The sequence below is a fragment of the Kosakonia sp. S42 genome (assembly GCF_016624785.1).
Taxonomy (GTDB): Bacteria; Pseudomonadota; Gammaproteobacteria; order Enterobacterales; family Enterobacteriaceae; genus Kosakonia; species Kosakonia cowanii.
In genome coordinates, this window is record NZ_JACVTW010000003.1 from 236,697 (window position 1) to 253,740 (window position 17,044).

Annotated in this window: 17 protein-coding genes; 10 read left to right on the forward strand and 7 right to left on the reverse strand. The window is 56.9% G+C overall.

Going from position 1 to position 17,044, the window contains the following annotated elements; all coding sequences use genetic code 11:
- The 7 genes from ftsQ (at nt 1) to mutT (ending at nt 8,395) form a co-directional block, all read left to right on the forward strand.
- Nucleotides 1-852, forward strand: a complete 852-nt coding sequence (ftsQ, locus tag IAE50_RS06730) for a cell division protein FtsQ (protein ID WP_042718391.1) — start codon at nt 1-3, stop codon at nt 850-852.
- Nucleotides 849-2,105, forward strand: a complete 1,257-nt coding sequence (gene ftsA, locus IAE50_RS06735) for a cell division protein FtsA (protein ID WP_023480191.1) — start codon at nt 849-851, stop codon at nt 2,103-2,105. The genes ftsQ and ftsA overlap by 4 nt, the downstream gene beginning before the upstream one ends.
- Before the next feature lie 114 nt (nt 2,106-2,219).
- A complete protein-coding gene (ftsZ, locus tag IAE50_RS06740; protein WP_007373153.1) occupies nt 2,220-3,368 on the forward strand; it encodes a cell division protein FtsZ in 1,149 nt (382 codons plus the stop codon).
- Between the two features lie 100 nt (nt 3,369-3,468).
- Nucleotides 3,469-4,386 carry a UDP-3-O-acyl-N-acetylglucosamine deacetylase gene (gene lpxC, locus IAE50_RS06745; protein WP_023480366.1) on the forward strand — a complete coding sequence of 306 codons (918 nt, stop codon included), beginning with the start codon at nt 3,469-3,471 and terminating at the stop codon, nt 4,384-4,386.
- Between the two features lie 281 nt (nt 4,387-4,667).
- Nucleotides 4,668-5,171, forward strand: coding sequence for a secA translation cis-regulator SecM (gene secM / locus IAE50_RS06750; protein ID WP_200579886.1), 504 nt, complete (start codon nt 4,668-4,670; stop codon nt 5,169-5,171).
- A 57-nt stretch (nt 5,172-5,228) separates the two neighbouring features.
- The gene (gene secA / locus IAE50_RS06755; RefSeq protein ID WP_200579922.1) at nt 5,229-7,934 is read left to right on the forward strand and encodes a preprotein translocase subunit SecA; all 2,706 of its coding nucleotides are present in this window, start codon (nt 5,229-5,231) and stop codon (nt 7,932-7,934) included.
- A 59-nt stretch (nt 7,935-7,993) separates the two neighbouring features.
- Entirely contained in the window at nt 7,994-8,395 is a 402-nt protein-coding gene (mutT, locus tag IAE50_RS06760) for an 8-oxo-dGTP diphosphatase MutT (protein ID WP_200579887.1), read from the forward strand.
- Nucleotides 8,396-8,420: 25 nt separating this feature from the next.
- Here mutT and yacG read toward each other — a convergent pair whose 3' ends face one another.
- Genes yacG through coaE form a run of 3 tightly spaced genes read right to left on the reverse strand, consistent with a single transcriptional unit; the run spans nt 8,421 to nt 9,988 of the window.
- The gene (yacG, locus tag IAE50_RS06765; RefSeq protein WP_023480199.1) at nt 8,421-8,615 is read right to left on the reverse strand and encodes a DNA gyrase inhibitor YacG; all 195 of its coding nucleotides are present in this window, start codon (nt 8,613-8,615) and stop codon (nt 8,421-8,423) included.
- A 9-nt stretch (nt 8,616-8,624) separates the two neighbouring features.
- On the reverse strand, nt 8,625-9,368 hold the full coding sequence (gene zapD / locus IAE50_RS06770) for a cell division protein ZapD (protein ID WP_042716639.1): 744 nt from the start codon (nt 9,366-9,368) through the stop codon (nt 8,625-8,627).
- Nucleotides 9,368-9,988 (reverse strand): dephospho-CoA kinase, encoded by a 621-nt coding sequence (gene coaE / locus IAE50_RS06775; protein ID WP_094419360.1) that lies wholly within the window; start codon nt 9,986-9,988, stop codon nt 9,368-9,370. Before coaE ends, zapD begins: the two co-directional genes overlap by 1 nt.
- 319 nt (nt 9,989-10,307) lie before the next feature.
- Between coaE and IAE50_RS06780 the strand changes: the two genes are divergently transcribed.
- Entirely contained in the window at nt 10,308-11,351 is a 1,044-nt protein-coding gene (locus IAE50_RS06780; protein ID WP_128483637.1) for a GMP reductase, read from the forward strand.
- Between the two features lie 40 nt (nt 11,352-11,391).
- Here the strand turns inward: IAE50_RS06780 and hofC are convergent, their stop codons facing one another.
- From hofC to nadC, 4 genes are all read right to left on the reverse strand, one after another.
- Nucleotides 11,392-12,594, reverse strand: coding sequence for a protein transport protein HofC (hofC, locus tag IAE50_RS06785; RefSeq protein WP_200579888.1), 1,203 nt, complete (start codon nt 12,592-12,594; stop codon nt 11,392-11,394).
- On the reverse strand, nt 12,584-13,978 hold the full coding sequence (gspE, locus tag IAE50_RS06790) for a type II secretion system protein GspE (protein WP_200579889.1): 1,395 nt from the start codon (nt 13,976-13,978) through the stop codon (nt 12,584-12,586). Before gspE ends, hofC begins: the two co-directional genes overlap by 11 nt.
- Nucleotides 13,979-13,987: 9 nt before the next feature.
- The gene (ppdD, locus tag IAE50_RS06795) at nt 13,988-14,422 is read right to left on the reverse strand and encodes a prepilin peptidase-dependent pilin (RefSeq protein WP_200579890.1); all 435 of its coding nucleotides are present in this window, start codon (nt 14,420-14,422) and stop codon (nt 13,988-13,990) included.
- Between the two features lie 177 nt (nt 14,423-14,599).
- Complete coding sequence (gene nadC, locus IAE50_RS06800; protein ID WP_200579891.1) at nt 14,600-15,493, reverse strand: carboxylating nicotinate-nucleotide diphosphorylase; 894 nt, start codon at nt 15,491-15,493, stop codon at nt 14,600-14,602.
- Nucleotides 15,494-15,622: 129 nt separating this feature from the next.
- On the opposite strand from nadC, the gene ampD reads away from it, so the two are divergent.
- Together ampD and ampE are read left to right on the forward strand one after the other, a co-directional pair.
- A complete protein-coding gene (gene ampD / locus IAE50_RS06805) occupies nt 15,623-16,186 on the forward strand; it encodes a 1,6-anhydro-N-acetylmuramyl-L-alanine amidase AmpD (protein WP_042713107.1) in 564 nt (187 codons plus the stop codon).
- Nucleotides 16,183-17,037, forward strand: a complete 855-nt coding sequence (gene ampE / locus IAE50_RS06810) for a beta-lactamase regulator AmpE (protein ID WP_200579892.1) — start codon at nt 16,183-16,185, stop codon at nt 17,035-17,037. Before ampD ends, ampE begins: the two co-directional genes overlap by 4 nt.
- Nucleotides 17,038-17,044 lie beyond the last annotated feature (7 nt).

Genomic DNA, 17,044 nt, shown 5'->3' on the forward strand with positions numbered 1-17,044 from the left:
ATGTCTCAGGCTGCGCTGAACACGCGAAATCGCGAAGCGGAGGCGGTAACGACCTCCCGCCGCAACAATGGAACGCGCCTTGCCGGCATTGTGTTCCTGTTGACGGTACTGTGCACCGTGTTGGTGAGTGGCTGGATTGTGCTCGGCTGGATGGATGACGCACAGCGGTTACCGCTGTCGAAGCTGGTGTTAACCGGCGATCGTCACTACACGCGCAATGATGATATTCGCCAGTCCATTCTGGCGCTTGGCGCACCCGGGACCTTTATGTCCCAGGACGTCAATATCATTCAGAGCCAGATTGAGCGCCTGCCGTGGATTAAGCAGGCGAGCGTAAGAAAGCAGTGGCCGGACGAATTGAAGATTCATCTGGTTGAATATGTGCCCATAGCGCGGTGGAATGACCAGCATATGGTTGATGCGGACGGCAACGCCTTTAGCGTACCGGCGGAACGCACCAGCAAGCAGATATTGCCGATGCTGTATGGCCCGGAAGGCAGCGAAAATGAAGTGCTGCAGGGTTACCGCGATATGGGACAGGTGCTGGCAAAGGATAAGTTCACGCTGAAAGAAGCGGCGATGACCGCGCGGCGCTCCTGGCAGGTGACGCTGAGCAATGATATCAAGCTCAACCTGGGCCGTGGCGATACGATGAAACGTCTGGCGCGCTTTGTTGAACTCTATCCGGTGCTGCAGCAGCAGGCCCAGACAGACGGCAAAGAGATAAGCTACGTGGATTTGCGCTATGACTCAGGCGCGGCGGTAGGCTGGAAGCCTGCCCCTGTACAGGAACAAGCGGATCAGCAGCAAAATCAGGCACAACAGAATCAGGCACAGGCAGAGCAACAATGATCAAGGCGACGGACAGAAAACTGGTAGTTGGACTGGAGATTGGCACCGCGAAGGTCGCCGCTTTAGTAGGGGAAGTTCTGCCCGACGGTATTGTTAATATCATTGGCGTAGGCAGTTGCCCATCCCGTGGGATGGACAAAGGCGGAGTGAACGATCTGGAGTCGGTGGTGAAGTGCGTACAGCGCGCCATCGATCAGGCCGAACTGATGGCCGATTGCCAGATCTCCTCGGTCTACCTTGCGCTCTCGGGGAAACACATTAGTTGCCAGAACGAAATTGGTATGGTGCCGATTTCAGAAGAAGAAGTGACGCTGGAAGATGTGGAAAACGTGGTGCATACCGCGAAATCAGTCCGCGTACGCGATGAACACCGCGTGCTGCACGTGATTCCGCAGGAGTACGCCATTGACTACCAGGAGGGCATTAAAAACCCGGTAGGCCTTTCCGGCGTGCGTATGCAGGCGAAAGTGCACCTGATTACTTGCCATAACGATATGGCGAAAAACATCGTTAAAGCCGTTGAACGATGTGGTTTGAAAGTTGACCAACTTATCTTTGCCGGGCTGGCCTCCAGCTACTCGGTGTTGACGGAAGATGAACGCGAACTGGGCGTCTGCGTCGTTGACATCGGCGGTGGTACAATGGACATGGCCGTTTATACCGGCGGCGCGCTGCGCCACACCAAAGTGATCCCTTACGCGGGGAATGTGGTAACCAGCGATATCGCCTACGCCTTCGGCACACCGCCGAGCGATGCGGAAGCGATTAAAGTTCGCCACGGTTGCGCGCTGGGATCGCTGGTCGGTAAAGATGAGAGCGTGGAAGTACCGAGCGTGGGCGGTCGACCGCCGCGCAGCCTGCAGCGCCAGACGCTGGCAGATGTGATTGAGCCGCGCTATACCGAGCTGCTCAACCTGGTCAACGACGAGATATTGCAGTTGCAGGAGCAGCTTCGCCAGCAGGGCGTGAAACATCATCTTGCGGCGGGGATTGTATTAACCGGCGGCGCGGCGCAGATTGAAGGTCTGGCGGCCTGCGCGCAACGTGTGTTCCATACGCAGGTGCGTATTGGCGCACCGCTCAATATTACTGGCTTAACTGATTACGCCCAGGAGCCGTATTACTCTACGGCGGTTGGGTTGCTGCACTACGGGAAAGAGACCCATTTAAGTGGTGAAGCGGAAGTGGAAAAGCGGACGTCAGTCGGTTCGTGGTTCAAACGAATCAACAGCTGGCTGCGAAAAGAGTTTTAATTTTTTTCAGAGACCGTAGAAAATTAGCGGTTTCAGGCGACAGGCACATACGCCAATCCTGATAAGCGGCCCACGGGCTGCCCGGTGGATGAGGCGTAAAGACGGAGAGAGATTATGTTTGAACCAATGGAATTAACCAACGACGCGGTGATTAAAGTCATCGGCGTCGGTGGCGGCGGCGGTAATGCCGTAGAGCATATGGTGCGCGAGCGCATCGAAGGGGTTGAGTTCTTCGCGGTGAATACCGACGCCCAGGCGTTGCGTAAGACGGCGGTAGGGCAGACCATTCAGATCGGTGGCGGTATCACCAAAGGTCTGGGCGCAGGGGCTAACCCTGAAGTCGGTCGTAATGCGGCTGAAGAAGATCGTGAAGCGCTGCGCGCTGCGCTGGAAGGCGCTGACATGGTCTTTATCGCAGCGGGCATGGGTGGCGGTACCGGTACCGGTGCAGCGCCTGTGGTAGCTGAAGTCGCTAAAGACTTAGGCATTCTGACCGTTGCGGTGGTGACCAAGCCGTTCAACTTTGAAGGCAAGAAGCGCATGGCCTTTGCAGAGCAGGGTATTACCGAGCTCTCAAAACATGTCGATTCCCTGATCACTATCCCGAACGACAAGCTGCTGAAAGTGCTGGGTCGCGGTATCTCTCTGCTTGACGCGTTCGGCGCGGCAAACGACGTGCTGAAAGGCGCGGTGCAGGGTATCGCCGAGCTGATTACCCGTCCGGGTCTGATGAACGTCGACTTCGCCGACGTGCGCACCGTGATGTCCGAAATGGGCTACGCGATGATGGGCTCCGGTGTAGCAAGCGGTGAAGATCGTGCGGAAGAAGCGGCAGAAATGGCGATCTCCAGCCCGCTGCTGGAAGATATCGACCTCTCTGGCGCACGTGGTGTGCTGGTTAACATCACAGCCGGCTTCGACCTGCGTCTGGATGAGTTCGAGACCGTTGGTAACACCATTCGTGCGTTCGCTTCTGATAACGCGACGGTGGTAATCGGTACCTCTCTCGACCCGGATATGAACGACGAACTGCGCGTGACCGTTGTTGCCACCGGTATCGGTATGGACAAGCGTCCTGAGATCACTCTGGTAACCAACAAGCAGGCGCAGCAGCCGGTAATGGATCGCTACCAGCAGCACGGCATGCAGCCGATGCAGCAGGAGCAGAAGCCGGCGAAAGTGGTTAATGACAATACGCCGCAGACCACAAAAGAGCCCGATTATCTGGATATTCCGGCGTTTCTGCGTAAGCAGGCGGACTAAGAATTTACTGGAAGTTGGGCATGTTCGCTCTTTGTGCTAAACTGGCCCACCCATTGTGTTATACAATTTGGTTGGATTGGTAATAAGGCGAGATTATACGATGATCAAACAAAGGACTCTTAAACGTATCGTTCAGGCGACTGGTGTCGGTTTACATACCGGCAAGAAAGTCACACTGACGTTGCGCCCTGCGCCGGCAAATACCGGGGTCATCTATCGTCGCACTGACTTAAATCCACCGGTAGACTTTCCGGCTGATGCTAAATCTGTGCGTGATACTATGCTCTGTACTTGTCTGGTCAACGAGCATGACGTGCGGATTTCCACCGTCGAGCACTTAAATGCGGCTCTGGCGGGGCTGGGTATCGACAACATTATTGTCGAAGTCGATGCACCGGAAATTCCAATTATGGATGGCAGTGCAGCACCGTTCGTATACCTGTTGCTTGACGCAGGTGTCGAGGAGCTGAACAGCGCCAAGAAATTCGTTCGCATCAAAGAGACGGTGCGCGTTGAAGATGGCGATAAGTGGGCCGAGTTCAAACCGCATAACGGTTTTACGCTCGATTTCACCATCGACTTCAACCACCCGGCGATTGATGCCAGCACGCAACGCTACGCGATGAACTTCTCTGCCGATGCATTTATGCGCCAGATTAGCCGTGCGCGTACCTTCGGTTTCATGCGTGATATCGAATACCTTCAGTCCCGCGGCCTGTGCCTGGGCGGAAGCTTCGATTGTGCCATCGTAGTTGACGATTATCGCGTACTGAACGAAGACGGCCTGCGTTTCGAAGATGAATTCGTGCGCCACAAAATGCTCGATGCAATCGGCGACCTCTTTATGTGTGGTCACAACATTATCGGTGCCTTTACCGCTTATAAATCCGGTCATGCGCTGAACAACAAACTTCTGCAGGCTGTTCTGGCAAAACAGGAAGCCTGGGAATATGTGACCTTCGAAGACGAAGCTGAACTGCCGCTGGCATTCAAAGCACCTTCAATGGTTCTGGCATAACGCCATAACCTAAAAAATCGACTGGTTAACCTGGCACTCTCTCCGGTCAGGGGAACCAGTCGTTTTTCTTTTTGCGCGCCGCAAAATCCTCTCTTTACGACTAATCTTTCCGAAAATCTTTTCAACGCCGCGATCCTGCGTTTGATTGCTGCTTTCCTCGCCAGTTTTCACGCGCGTCAGGCCTGTTTCCTGCTGTGTGGCGGCGGCATTAGTGATAAGATTTGGGCGCAATCGACTTTCATAGACGCAACATCATGGACGCGTCTTTTTTGGTGGAGCAAGTGAGCGGAATACTGACGCGTTGGCGACAATTTGGCAGACGCTATTTCTGGCCGCATCTCTTATTAGGGATGGTCGCGGCGAGTTTTGGCTTGCCCGCGCTTGCCAGTAATACCGAAACCCACGCCACGCGCGAAACGACGCGCGATCACGCTTCGGCAACCACGGCGAATTTTACCAGCCTCGCGCTGCTGGAAGCGAAGCGCCGCCCGAACTTCACCGTCGATTACTGGCATCAGCACGCCATCCGCACCGTTATTCGTCATCTTTCGTTCGCCATGGCGCCGCAAACGCTGGCCGCCGCAACGGAAGAGCCTTTGCCGATTCAGGCACACCATCTTGCCCTTCTTGATACGCTAAGCGCGCTGCTTAACGTTGAAAGCAAGCCGCCGGCGATTGTACGCCTTGCGGATCGCCTCTCTTTTACACCATTCGCGACGTTCAGTGTCTCGAACTGGATTAGCCAGGCGCAGGGTATCCGTGCCGGGCCATACTCCCTCAGCTAAAAAAAGCCCTATTCATCCATTTTTTTCGCTTCGCTGAGCGGAGTATCAGAGATTTTTATCATGCTAAATTTGTTAACAAAAGTATTCGGTAGCCGCAACGATCGTACGCTGCGCCGTATGCGTAAAACCGTCAACCAGATTAATGCCATGGAACCGGCCCTTGAGAAGCTCAGCGATGATGAGCTGAAAGGGAAGACGGTAGAGTTCCGCGCACGTCTTGAGAAGGGCGAAAGCGTTGATTCCCTGCTGCCGGAAGCCTTTGCGGTGGTACGTGAAGCCAGTAAACGCGTCTTCGGCATGCGCCACTTTGATGTGCAGCTGCTTGGCGGCATGGTGCTTAACGATCGCTGCATCGCTGAGATGCGCACCGGTGAAGGTAAAACCCTGACCGCAACCCTGCCGGCCTACCTCAATGCGCTGAGCGGCAAAGGCGTGCACGTGGTTACCGTCAACGACTATCTGGCGCAGCGTGACGCCGAGAACAACCGTCCGCTGTTCGAATTCCTCGGCCTGACCGTCGGCATCAACCTGCCTGGCATGCCGTCTATCGCCAAACGCGAAGCTTACGCCGCCGATATCACCTACGGCACCAACAACGAATATGGCTTCGACTACCTGCGCGACAACATGGCGTTCAGCCCGGAAGAGCGCGTTCAGCGTAAGCTGCACTATGCGCTGGTGGATGAGGTGGACTCCATCCTGATCGATGAAGCGCGTACGCCGCTTATCATCTCCGGTCCGGCGGAAGATAGCTCCGATCTCTACAAAAAAGTGAACAAAATCATTCCTCACCTGGTGCGCCAGGAGAAAGAGGACTCTGACACCTTCCAGGGCGAAGGCCACTTCTCTGTCGACGAAAAAGCGCGTCAGGTTACCCTGACCGAGCGCGGTCTGGTGCTGATTGAAGAGCTGCTGGTGAAAGAGGGCATCATGGAGGAGGGCGAGTCGCTTTACTCCCCGACCAACATCATGCTGATGCATCACGTTACCGCCGCGCTGCGTGCCCATGTGCTCTTTACCCGCGATGTTGATTACATCGTGAAAGAGGGTGAAGTAATCATCGTTGATGAGCACACCGGTCGTACAATGCAGGGCCGCCGCTGGTCCGATGGCCTGCACCAGGCCGTTGAAGCCAAAGAGGGCGTTGAGATCCAGAACGAAAACCAGACCCTGGCCTCCATCACCTTCCAGAACTACTTCCGTCTGTATGAAAAACTGGCCGGTATGACCGGTACCGCAGATACCGAAGCGTTCGAATTTAGCTCCATCTACAAGCTCGATACCGTGGTTGTACCGACTAACCGCCCGATGATCCGTAAAGATATGGCGGATCTGGTCTATATGACCGAAGCGGAAAAAATCCAGGCGATCATCGAAGATATCAAAGAGCGTACCGCCAACGGTCAGCCGGTGCTGGTCGGTACCATCTCGATTGAAAAATCAGAAGTGGTGTCGAATGAGTTAACCAAAGCGGGCATTAAACATAACGTTCTGAACGCCAAGTTCCACGCCAAAGAAGCAGATATCGTGGCGCAGGCCGGTTATCCGGGCGCGGTCACTATCGCCACCAACATGGCGGGCCGTGGTACCGATATCGTGCTGGGCGGCAGCTGGCAGTCTGAGCTGGCCGAGCTGGTCGATCCGACCCCTGAGCAGGTTGCAGAGCTGAAAGCCGAGTGGCAGAAACGCCATGACGCGGTGCTGGCATCAGGTGGTCTGCACATTATTGGTACCGAGCGCCACGAATCGCGCCGTATCGATAACCAGCTGCGCGGTCGTTCCGGTCGTCAGGGCGATGCGGGTTCTTCCCGTTTCTACCTCTCGATGGAAGATGCGCTGATGCGTATTTTCGCCTCCGATCGCGTCTCCGGCATGATGCGTAAGCTTGGCATGAAGCCGGGCGAAGCGATTGAGCACCCATGGGTGACAAAAGCGATTGCCAACGCGCAGCGTAAAGTGGAAAGCCGCAACTTCGACATCCGTAAGCAGCTGCTGGAATATGATGATGTGGCGAACGATCAGCGTCGCGCAATCTACACCCAGCGTAACGAGCTGCTGGATGTGACCGACGTGAGCGAAACCATCAACAGCATTCGTGAAGATGTCTTCAAAGCGACCATCGACGGGCACATTCCGCCGCAGTCTCTGGAAGAGATGTGGGATATTCCTGGCCTGCAGGAGCGTCTGAAAAATGATTTCGACCTCGAGCTGCCGATTGCGGAGTGGCTGGATAAAGAGCCGAACCTGCATGAAGAGACGCTGCGTGAGCGTATTCTGCAGAGCGCGGTAGAGACCTACCAGCGTAAAGAGGAAGTGGTCGGCGCGGAGATGATGCGTCACTTCGAAAAAGGCGTCATGCTGCAAACCCTCGACTCCCTGTGGAAAGAGCACCTGGCGGCGATGGATTATCTGCGTCAGGGGATCCATCTGCGCGGCTACGCGCAAAAAGATCCGAAGCAGGAGTACAAGCGTGAATCCTTCGCCATGTTCGCCGCGATGCTGGAATCGCTGAAGTATGAAGTGATCAGCACACTGAGCAAGGTGCAGGTGCGCATGCCGGAAGAAGTGGAAGCGATGGAGCAGCAGCGCCGCGAAGAGGCAGAGCGTCTGGCACAGATGCAGCAGCTAAGCCATCAGGACGATGAAGCCGCTGCCGCCGCTGCACTTGCCGATCAATCCGGCGAGCGCAAAGTCGGCCGGAACGATCCTTGCCCGTGCGGTTCCGGTAAGAAATATAAACAGTGCCATGGCCGTCTCGCATAACGGCTAATTAACAAATAAAAAGGCGCAGAGATCTGCGCCTTTTTTATGGAGTCAGCAGGATGAAAATACTCAATATCGCCGTCGGTATTATTCGTAATCCGCAGGGCGAAATCTTTATTACCCGGCGTGCGGCCGATGCGCATATGGCAAATATGCGCGAATTCCCCGGCGGCAAAATCGAAGCGGGTGAAACGCCTGAGCAGGCGATGATCCGTGAACTTCAGGAAGAGGTGGGCATCACCACGCAAAGCGCCACGCTGTTCGATAAGCTGGAGTATGAATTCCCCGACCGCCATATCACGCTCTGGTTCTGGCTGGTGGAAAAATGGCAGGGCGAGCCGTGGGGTAAAGAGGGGCAGCCGGGCGAGTGGATTGCGCAGAGCGCGCTGAAAGCGGAAGATTTTCCTCCGGCTAACGAACCGGTCATTACAAAACTGATTGCGCTGAGCCAGACCCGCTGACCTTCAGCCAGCGGGCAGCCCGGGATTACTGTTGCTCTTCGCTCCACTCATCGCTGTCAGAGAGATCGCCCGAGCTTGGGATACGTTTCTCTTCCGCCGCCCATTCGCCGAGGTCAATCAGCTGGCAGCGTTTGCAGCAAAAAGGGCGATACGGGCTGGCTTCGCCCCATACCACAGGTTTGCCGCAGGTCGGGCAATTCACAATTGTCTTATCAGTCATCAGGGTTCCTTAACAGCAGGCTAATTCAAAATCGAGCCGCTCCGGCACCGTGCCGTGTTCGCTGTCGAGGGGCATAAAACGAATGGCAAAGCGGCTTTTATGGCCGGATATTTGCGGATAAAGCCGCGCGTCAAGCGGCAGTTGCAGACGCAGCAGATCGGCATCATCGCCGTTATCCTGGTAGAAACCGTTCAGGCTGGTCTGGCGGCGATACGGGGCGGCGTTGCGGATCAGATCGAGGATTAATGTCAGGGTAGCGCGCAGCGGTTCAAGGCTCTCCAGCCAGTAATTGACCTGCGCATCGCGCTGCTCCTGCGGTAAGTGTAACCACATATGCAGCGTCGGCAGATCGAAGCTACAGCAGCCGCCGGGGATACTTAAGCGCTGGCGCACCAGCGCAATCAGCCGATCTTCACGTAACATCTGACCAATACGCGGTGCATTCATCAGCACGGCACCACTCGCTTTCAGCTGTTGGCGGATCTCTTCAATACGCCTTGGATCGACGCCCGGCACTTCGCTCCAGGCTTGCAGTTTACGTTGCTGGCGCTCCAGCTCTTTCAACAATTCAGTACGGGTGTCACCGCGCTCGAACACATCCAGCAGATCGCCCACGTTACGGAAGAAGTGCAGCGCGCCGGCATGATCGCTGACGGGCAGATGGACGGAGAGTTGTTGCAGTAAGAACTCGACGCGCAGCCAGGTGCGCATCTTTTCATTCAGCGGATGTTCAAAAAGGATGTGGGTGTGCATTACGGTTTTTCCTGTGATACGGCCTGCGCGGCGAGAGCAAGATAGCGCGCGTGCAGGCGGGCAACATCCGATGCGATTGCATCTGGTGCGCCATTATTGTCAATGACATCATCCGCGACGGCAAGCCGCGCATCGCGCGTAGCCTGCGCGGCGAGGATCTGTTCAGCATGTTTGCGGGTCACGCCGTCACGGCGCATGGTGCGTAAAATTTGCGTCTCAACCGGAACGTCAATGACTAATACCCGATCGGCTTTGTGGTAAAGCTGGTTCTCCACCAGCAGCGGAACGACCCACAGCACATAAGGTGATGTCGCCCGGGCCATCTGACGCTCGGTCTCTTGCTGGATAAGCGGGTGCAGCAAGCCGTTGAGCCAGCGCTTATCCACGTCAGAGGCAAAAATATGTTCGCGCAGTAAGCGACGGTTGAGTGAACCGTCCGCGAGGATCATTTCATCGCCGAACTTTTCGGCAATAGCGCGTAGCGCAGGAGTGCCCGGTTCGACGACCTGGCGGGCAATCACGTCCGCATCGATAACGTTAACACCCTGTTCGGCGAACGCGTCCGCCACGGTACTTTTACCGCTGCCAATACCGCCCGTTAACGCGACCTTATACTTCATAACGCTCAATCCTGTAAGGGGCTGCCAGACTCATTCTCTGCTGTTATTTTCGTCACTCATCACAACGAAACCGCAGCAGACTTAGCGTGAAAAAAAGCAAAGCCACTCTTTTTTTATTTATAGGAATCAGTAAGTTGAAAATCAATCAGACAATAAAGAAATCAATTAACTGAAACTGGCATATTCACCAGGTAAATTTATAGGATTGTAGCGTAAAAAAAGAGATTTTCGCAGTCTTGCGCGGCCCTTATTAGTGCGTATGATAGCGTCACTGGAGTTGTGAGTTTGTCTTAGCGCCATTAACCCCAGGAATCCCTACATGCGTATCGAAGAAGATTTGAAGTTAGGTTTCAAAGACGTTCTTATCCGCCCTAAACGTTCCACTCTTAAAAGCCGTTCCGATGTTGAACTGGAGCGCGAATTCACTTTCAAGCACTCAGGAATGCGCTGGTCTGGCGTACCGGTTATCGCTGCCAATATGGATACCGTAGGGACATTCGCCATGGCGAAAGCGTTGGCCTCGTTCGATATCCTGACTGCCGTACACAAGCACTACTCCGTTGAAGAGTGGCGAGCATTTGTGCAGGCACAGGCCGACTCTGTGCTGCGTCACGTAATGGTATCAACCGGCACATCCGATGCCGATTTCGAAAAAACCAAACAGATCCTCGCGCTGCATTCCTCGCTCAATTTTGTCTGCATCGACGTTGCTAACGGCTACTCCGAACACTTCGTGCAGTTTTTGGCTAAGGCCCGTGAAGCCTGGCCGGACAAAACCATCTGCGCGGGCAACGTCGTAACCGGCGAAATGTGCGAAGAGCTGATCCTCTCCGGCGCCGATATCGTCAAAGTGGGCATTGGCCCCGGCTCTGTCTGCACGACGCGCGTGAAAACCGGCGTCGGTTACCCGCAGCTCTCAGCGGTTATTGAGTGTGCCGATGCGGCGCACGGCCTTGGCGGCCAGATCGTCAGCGACGGCGGTTGCACCGTGCCGGGCGACGTTGCTAAGGCGTTTGGCGGCGGCGCAGACTTCGTGATGCTTGGCGGTATGCTGGCAGGGCATGAAGAGAGCGGCGGCACGCTGATGGAAGAGAACGGCGAGAAGTTTATGCTCTTCTACGGCATGAGTTCTGAGTCCGCGATGAACCGTCACGTTGGTGGCGTGGCAGGCTACCGCGCCGCTGAAGGCAAAACCGTTAAGCTTCCGCTGCGTGGCCCGGTTGAGAATACCGCGCGCGATATTCTCGGTGGTTTACGTTCCGCCTGCACTTACGTCGGTGCCTCTCGTCTGAAAGAGCTGACCAAACGCACCACCTTTATTCGCGTTCAGGAGCAGGAAAACCGCGTTTTCAACAGCCTGTAACTGGCTTGCGGTAAACGCGGCTTAACGTGTTATACCGCCATCAGCCCGTACCGCCCATCGCATCGCCAAGATGAAAGATGGGCAGGTACATTGCCACCACCAGCACACCAATGATTATCCCTGTCGCCACCAGCATCAGCGGCTCCAGCACCGCCGCCAGCCCGTCGGCCTGACGTTGCGTCTGTTCACTGTAATACTGCGCCAGATTATCCAGCATGCTGTCGAGCGCGCCTGACAGCTCCCCGGTTCGCACCAGCTGTATGCAAAGCGGTGGAAACTCACCGCTCGCTTTTAATGCGGCAAATATCGGCACACCCTCGGTTATCTCCCGCTGCGCCCGTACTAACAGATCCCGCCAGTAGGGGCAGACCACCGTTTCGGTCACGCTCTCCAGTCCCTGTAAAAAGGCAATACCGGCACGCTGGGTCAGCGACAAGACGGTAAAGATCTGGCTCAGCCGTTGCCCGCGCACCAGCGGCCCGATAACCGGGCTGGCAAGCAAGAACCGCTGACAGGCACGTAGCCAGTTGTCGTGACTACGTAGCCGTAGCAGCAGCGCGCCTGCCAGCCCGCTAACCAGCATCAAAGGCAGCGCGCACTGTTTGACTATCCCGGCGCCCGCAATGACGCCGCGCGTTAATGCCGGCAGCGGCGTATTAAAGGTCTGGTAGATGGCGGCGAACTCCGGCAGCACCAGATAGATCATCGCCAGCACCACCGCCGCGGTCAGCGACAAAATAATCAGCGGATAGCGCAGCGCTTTTTTCACCTTCAGCTTCAGTTCATGCTGCGCTTTTTGTTGCGCAGCGAGCCTGAAGCAGCACTCGTCCAGCTTGCCGGTCAGTTCACCGGTGCGGATCATCGCCTGCCAGAGCGGCGGAAAGACTTCCGGCCACTGACGCAGCGCCGCAGAGAAGGTTTCCCCTTCTTCGAGTGCCGCTGACAGGCTGCGCAGCAGTGCCTGCCACTGTCTGGCCGGGTGCTGCTCCGCCATCAGCTGTAACCCTTCCGGCAGTGTCAGCCCGGCCTGAAGCAGGGTGGCAAGCTGGTTAAGCAGCGGCGTGCTCTGCTCGGGGCTCCAGAGACGTGCGCGCACCGCTCGACGTTTCAGCGTCAACGGATGGTGACGCTGCTGCAACAGGCATAACACCGCCGCGTCACGGCTTACACTCCAGAGCAGCCCCTCATGTAGTTCACCGCTATCATCCAGCCCCGACCATTGCCAGAGTTGCCTACTCGCCATGCGGGTAGCCCAATATCCGTACCAGTTCCTCAAAGGTCGTCAGCCCCTGTTCAACCGCCTGGCAGCCATGATGAAAGAGCGTTGTCATGCCCTCTTCACGCGCGCACTGCTCAATCTCGTTCACGCTCATGCCGCTGGCAATCGCCTGACGGATCGGTGGTGTGATGTTGAGGATCTCAAACAGCGCCACCCGGCCGTAGAAACCGTGATAACAAGCTTCACACCCCTGAGCGCGCCAGCGTGGCAGCGGGCGTGACCAGACGTTATCCGGCAGATGAATGCTCTCTGTCGCCAGTTTACGGCAGTGGGGGCAGAGCTTACGCACCAAGCGCTGGGCAACCACCAGCGATAATGCCGAAGAGATCATCCAGCGCGCCACACCCATCTGCTCAATCCGCACCAGCGTTTCGCTGGTGGAGTTAGTATGTAGCGTCGACAGCACCAGGTGGCCCGTCTGCGCGGCCTTGATAGCAATCTCGGCGGTTTCACCATCGCGGATCTCGCCGACCATAATGACGTCGGGGTCCTGGCGCAGCAGGGCGCGCAGTACGCTCTGAAAAGTGAGCCCGGCGCGCGGAGCAATCTGCGTTTGATTCAGCCCGGCAAGCGGGATCTCCACTGGATCTTCCACGCTGCAAAGATTAACCTCCGGTTTATTGCGCGCCTGCAACGCGCTGTAGAGCGTGACTGTCTTCCCGCTGCCCGTGGGACCGGTCACCAGCAGTAGACCTTGCGGCTGCGCCAGCGCGGCGTTGAACTGCGTCAGCTGCGCGTCGGTCATGCCGAGCGCAGGCAGTGCCAGCGCCTGGTTTACCTGGTGCAGCAGCCGCAGCACCACTTTCTCGCCGTGGCGGCAGGGCAGTGTGGCAATACGAAACGACACCGGCTGATCGGCGAGGGTGACGGTGAACTGCCCATCCTGCGGCAACCGCCGCTCGGCGATATCCAGATTGCCCATCACTTTTAACCGGGCGGTCAGAGTGTCGGAGAGGGTGCAGGGCAGAGGCGACAGCGGATGGAGCACTCCATCCACCCGCAGGCGGATCGCGTAGTGCGTCTCGCCCGGCTCGAAATGGATATCTGATGCGCGCAGCATCAGCGCCTGCTGCAGCGTATGGTTGATGATCTCGACCGCCGAGCCGCTCTCCTCGGTGAGTGCGGCACTTGCCGCAGGTAGCGCCTGCGCGGCGAGCTGTTGATGTTTTTCCATCTCCTCCTGCGTCCAGCAGCGAATATCAACACGCTGCTGGGCAACGAAACTGAGTGACTCCATTAGCTCCATGCTCGGGCTGCCTACAACCGCGATAACCAGCGCGTCATCATCTTTGCTCAGTAAGGCCGCATTATGGCGGCGGCACAGCGCCTCAAGTTTGTTCTCTTTCATCAGATATCCTTATCGACCGGTACGGAAAACGTCTTCGCACGCCTGCTGCAACGCACTGTCTGCCTCGGTGTTACAGTTGCGCGCCCAGCCCTGAATGCCATTTGCGCTGCTCCACTGCGGTGTCATCACAACATTCAGGCCATTAAGACTCTCCTGGCCGGTGAGCGAAACCACGCCTTTGGCAACGCTGAGCGCGGCGACATAACGCGTTGTCGTTGGAGCGGGGATGCCATTGCTGCTGGCATCGCAGCTATCGACGCCGCCGCGCTCCAGCGCGCAGAGCTCGACGGCGGTGCGGTAGGGAACAAAGGTTTGCAGCATGTCCGTTAGCGCTGCTTTACGCAGGTAGTTTTGATAGGCGGGAATGCCGATGGCGCTCAGAATGGCGATGATGCCAATCACCACCATCAGCTCAATGAGGGTAAATCCGTGTTGTCTGTTCATAGACGGCTCCTTATGCAGAGCCGTTACTGTGTCAGGGGGTGAAAAGCGGTGCGAGGGGCAAAAGAGCACCCCGGAAAGTGGCTTCCGGCGTTTTTACCGCAGTTGCATAACAGAACAAGATTGCTGCGAGATAAGCCGCAAAAAAACGGGCCAGCGGCCCGTGATATTGGGAGATGATCAGCGAAAACGCATCGAGAGATCGAGGGCGCGGACGTGTTTGGTCAGCGCGCCGACAGAGATGTAATCGACGCCGGTTTGTGCAAATTCGCGCAGCGTCTGCTCGGTAACATTGCCGGAGACCTCCAGCTTCGCCTGGCCGTTAGCCCGTTTGACCGCTTCGCGCATCTGCTCGGGCGCGAAGTTATCCAGCATGATGATATCGGCACCCGCCTTCAGCGCATCATCGAACTCTTCCAGCGTCTCGACTTCAACCTCGACCGGCACATCCGGATGCAGCCAGAAGGCCTTCTCTACCGCGTTGCGCACTGAGCCTGCGGCGATAATGTGGTTCTCTTTGATCAGAAACGCATCGGAAAGCCCGAGACGATGATTCGCGCCACCGCCGCAGAGCACCGCATATTTCAGCGCCGTGCGCAGGCCGGGCAGGGTTTTGCGCGTATCAAGCAGTTGTGTTTTGGTGCCCTCCAGCAGGGCAACATAGTTGCGCACCGCGCTGGCGACGCCGGAGAGCGTCTGGACAAAGTTGAGCGCCGTACGTTCACCGGTGAGCAGCACGCGCGAAGGGCCATCCAGCTCAAACAGCGGCTGATCGGCGTGCACCGTGTCGCCATCCGCAACGTGCCAGGTGAGCTTCACGTCGTCGCCCGCCAGCTGTATAAACACCTCTTCAACCCAGCGTTTACCGCAGAACACCCCCTCTTCACGGGTGATCACTACCGCATGGGAGCGATTCTCTGGCGGTAATAATTGCGCGGTAATGTCGTTATTCGCATCGACTTCTCCACCGAGATCTTCACGCAATGCCAGCGCGACGGCGGCAGGAATATCCAGTTCGATGCGTTTGAGCAACGCGTCACGGCGAAGGTCGGGGTTATAGCGGCGAGGCGGCATGATAGGCTCCAAAAAGTGTAACGAATCACAAAGTTAGCGTTTGGTTGTGCAGCTCCGGCATTATGGGAGGCGGCCTAAGCATGCTACTCTGAAGCGTGTTTCAGCACCATCCTCTATAAGGAGTTCCTTATGCAGTTACGCAAGGGTTGGCTGGTGGAGGCGCGGCATGTGCCCTCTCCGCATTATGATTGCCGCCCGGACGATGAGTCGCCATCACTGTTGGTGGTACATAATATCAGCCTGCCTCCCGGCGAGTTTGGCGGCCCGTGGATTGACGCGCTCTTTACCGGCACGCTGGATCCCAGCGCCGATCCCTATTTTGCCGGCATTGCTCATCTTCGCGTTTCTGCGCACTGTCTGATTCGCCGCGACGGAGAAATCGTGCAATATGTGCCTTTCGATAAGCGCGCCTGGCATGCGGGCGTCTCCTCTTATCAGGGGCGCGAGCGCTGCAACGATTTCTCAATCGGTATTGAGCTTGAGGGAACGGACGATCTGGCGTATACCGACGCGCAGTACCGCCAACTGGCGGCGGTGACACGAACGGTGATTGAGCTTTACCCGGCGATTGCCGACAATATGACCGGACACAGCGATATCGCGCCTGAACGCAAGACCGACCCCGGCCCTGCGTTTGACTGGGCCAAATTTCGCGCCCTGGTCGCCGCGTTGTCAGAAAAGGAGAAGCCATGACGTTATTCACCATGCTGCTGGTGCTGGCAGCGGAGCGGCTGTTTAAACTGGGAGAGCACTGGCAACTGGATCACCGGCTGGAGGTGCTGTTCCGGCGCATCAAGCGCTATTCGATGCTGAGAACGCTGTTAATGACGGCGTTAGCCATGCTGGTGACCTTCCTGATCCTGCGCGCGCTGTTGGGGCTGTTTTTCAATGTCCCGCTGCTGGTGGTGTGGATCCTGATTGGCCTGCTGTGCATCGGCGCGGGCAAAGTGCGTTTGCACTACCACGCCTATCTGAAAGCGGCGGCGCGAAACGACAGCCGCGCCCATATGGCGATGGCCAGTGAGCTGACGCTGATTCACGGCGTGCCGCCCGGTTGCGACGAGCGCGAGTTCCTGCGCGAATTGCAGAATGCGCTGCTGTGGATTAACTTCCGCTTCTACCTCGCGCCGCTCTTCTGGTTTGTGGTGGGTGGCCCCTGGGGGCCGGTATTGCTGGTTGGGTACGCCTTTTTGCGCGCCTGGCAGTACTGGCTGGCGCGCTTCAAGACGCCGACCGAGCGGCAGCAATCGGGCATCGACGCTATTTTACATCTGCTCGATTGGGTGCCGGTGCGCCTTGCGGGCGTGGTCTATGCGTTGCTCGGCCATGGTGAGAAAGCACTGCCTGCCTGGTTTGCCTCGCTCGGTGATACCCACACCTCGCAATACCATGTGTTAACGCGGCTGGCACAGTTCTCGCTGGCGCGCGAGCCGCATCATGATAAGGTCGCCACGCCGAAAGCGGCGGTGTCGATGGCGAAGAAGACCTCGTTTGCCGTGGTCGTGGTGGTGGCGTTACTGACGATTTACGGCACGCTGATGTAACCGCGTG

Bases quoted from the DNA above. Each gene is read 5' to 3' on its own strand.
- yacG (WP_023480199.1), bottom strand. From the start codon at position 8,615: ATGACTGATAAGACAATTGTGAATTGCCCGACCTGCGGCAAACCTGTG.
- ampD (WP_042713107.1), top strand. From the start codon at position 15,623: ATGCAGTTACGCAAGGGTTGGCTGGTGGAGGCGCGGCATGTGCCCTCT.
- ftsA (WP_023480191.1), top strand. From the start codon at position 849: ATGATCAAGGCGACGGACAGAAAACTGGTAGTTGGACTGGAGATTGGC.
- coaE (WP_094419360.1), bottom strand. From the start codon at position 9,988: ATGAAGTATAAGGTCGCGTTAACGGGCGGTATTGGCAGCGGTAAAAGT.
- IAE50_RS06780 (WP_128483637.1), top strand. From the start codon at position 10,308: ATGCGTATCGAAGAAGATTTGAAGTTAGGTTTCAAAGACGTTCTTATC.
- hofC (WP_200579888.1), bottom strand. From the start codon at position 12,594: ATGGCGAGTAGGCAACTCTGGCAATGGTCGGGGCTGGATGATAGCGGT.
- ftsZ (WP_007373153.1), top strand. From the start codon at position 2,220: ATGTTTGAACCAATGGAATTAACCAACGACGCGGTGATTAAAGTCATC.
- mutT (WP_200579887.1), top strand. From the start codon at position 7,994: ATGAAAATACTCAATATCGCCGTCGGTATTATTCGTAATCCGCAGGGC.
- lpxC (WP_023480366.1), top strand. From the start codon at position 3,469: ATGATCAAACAAAGGACTCTTAAACGTATCGTTCAGGCGACTGGTGTC.
- ppdD (WP_200579890.1), bottom strand. From the start codon at position 14,422: ATGAACAGACAACACGGATTTACCCTCATTGAGCTGATGGTGGTGATT.
- ftsQ (WP_042718391.1), top strand. From the start codon at position 1: ATGTCTCAGGCTGCGCTGAACACGCGAAATCGCGAAGCGGAGGCGGTA.
- zapD (WP_042716639.1), bottom strand. From the start codon at position 9,368: ATGCACACCCACATCCTTTTTGAACATCCGCTGAATGAAAAGATGCGC.
- ampE (WP_200579892.1), top strand. From the start codon at position 16,183: ATGACGTTATTCACCATGCTGCTGGTGCTGGCAGCGGAGCGGCTGTTT.
- nadC (WP_200579891.1), bottom strand. From the start codon at position 15,493: ATGCCGCCTCGCCGCTATAACCCCGACCTTCGCCGTGACGCGTTGCTC.
- gspE (WP_200579889.1), bottom strand. From the start codon at position 13,978: ATGAAAGAGAACAAACTTGAGGCGCTGTGCCGCCGCCATAATGCGGCC.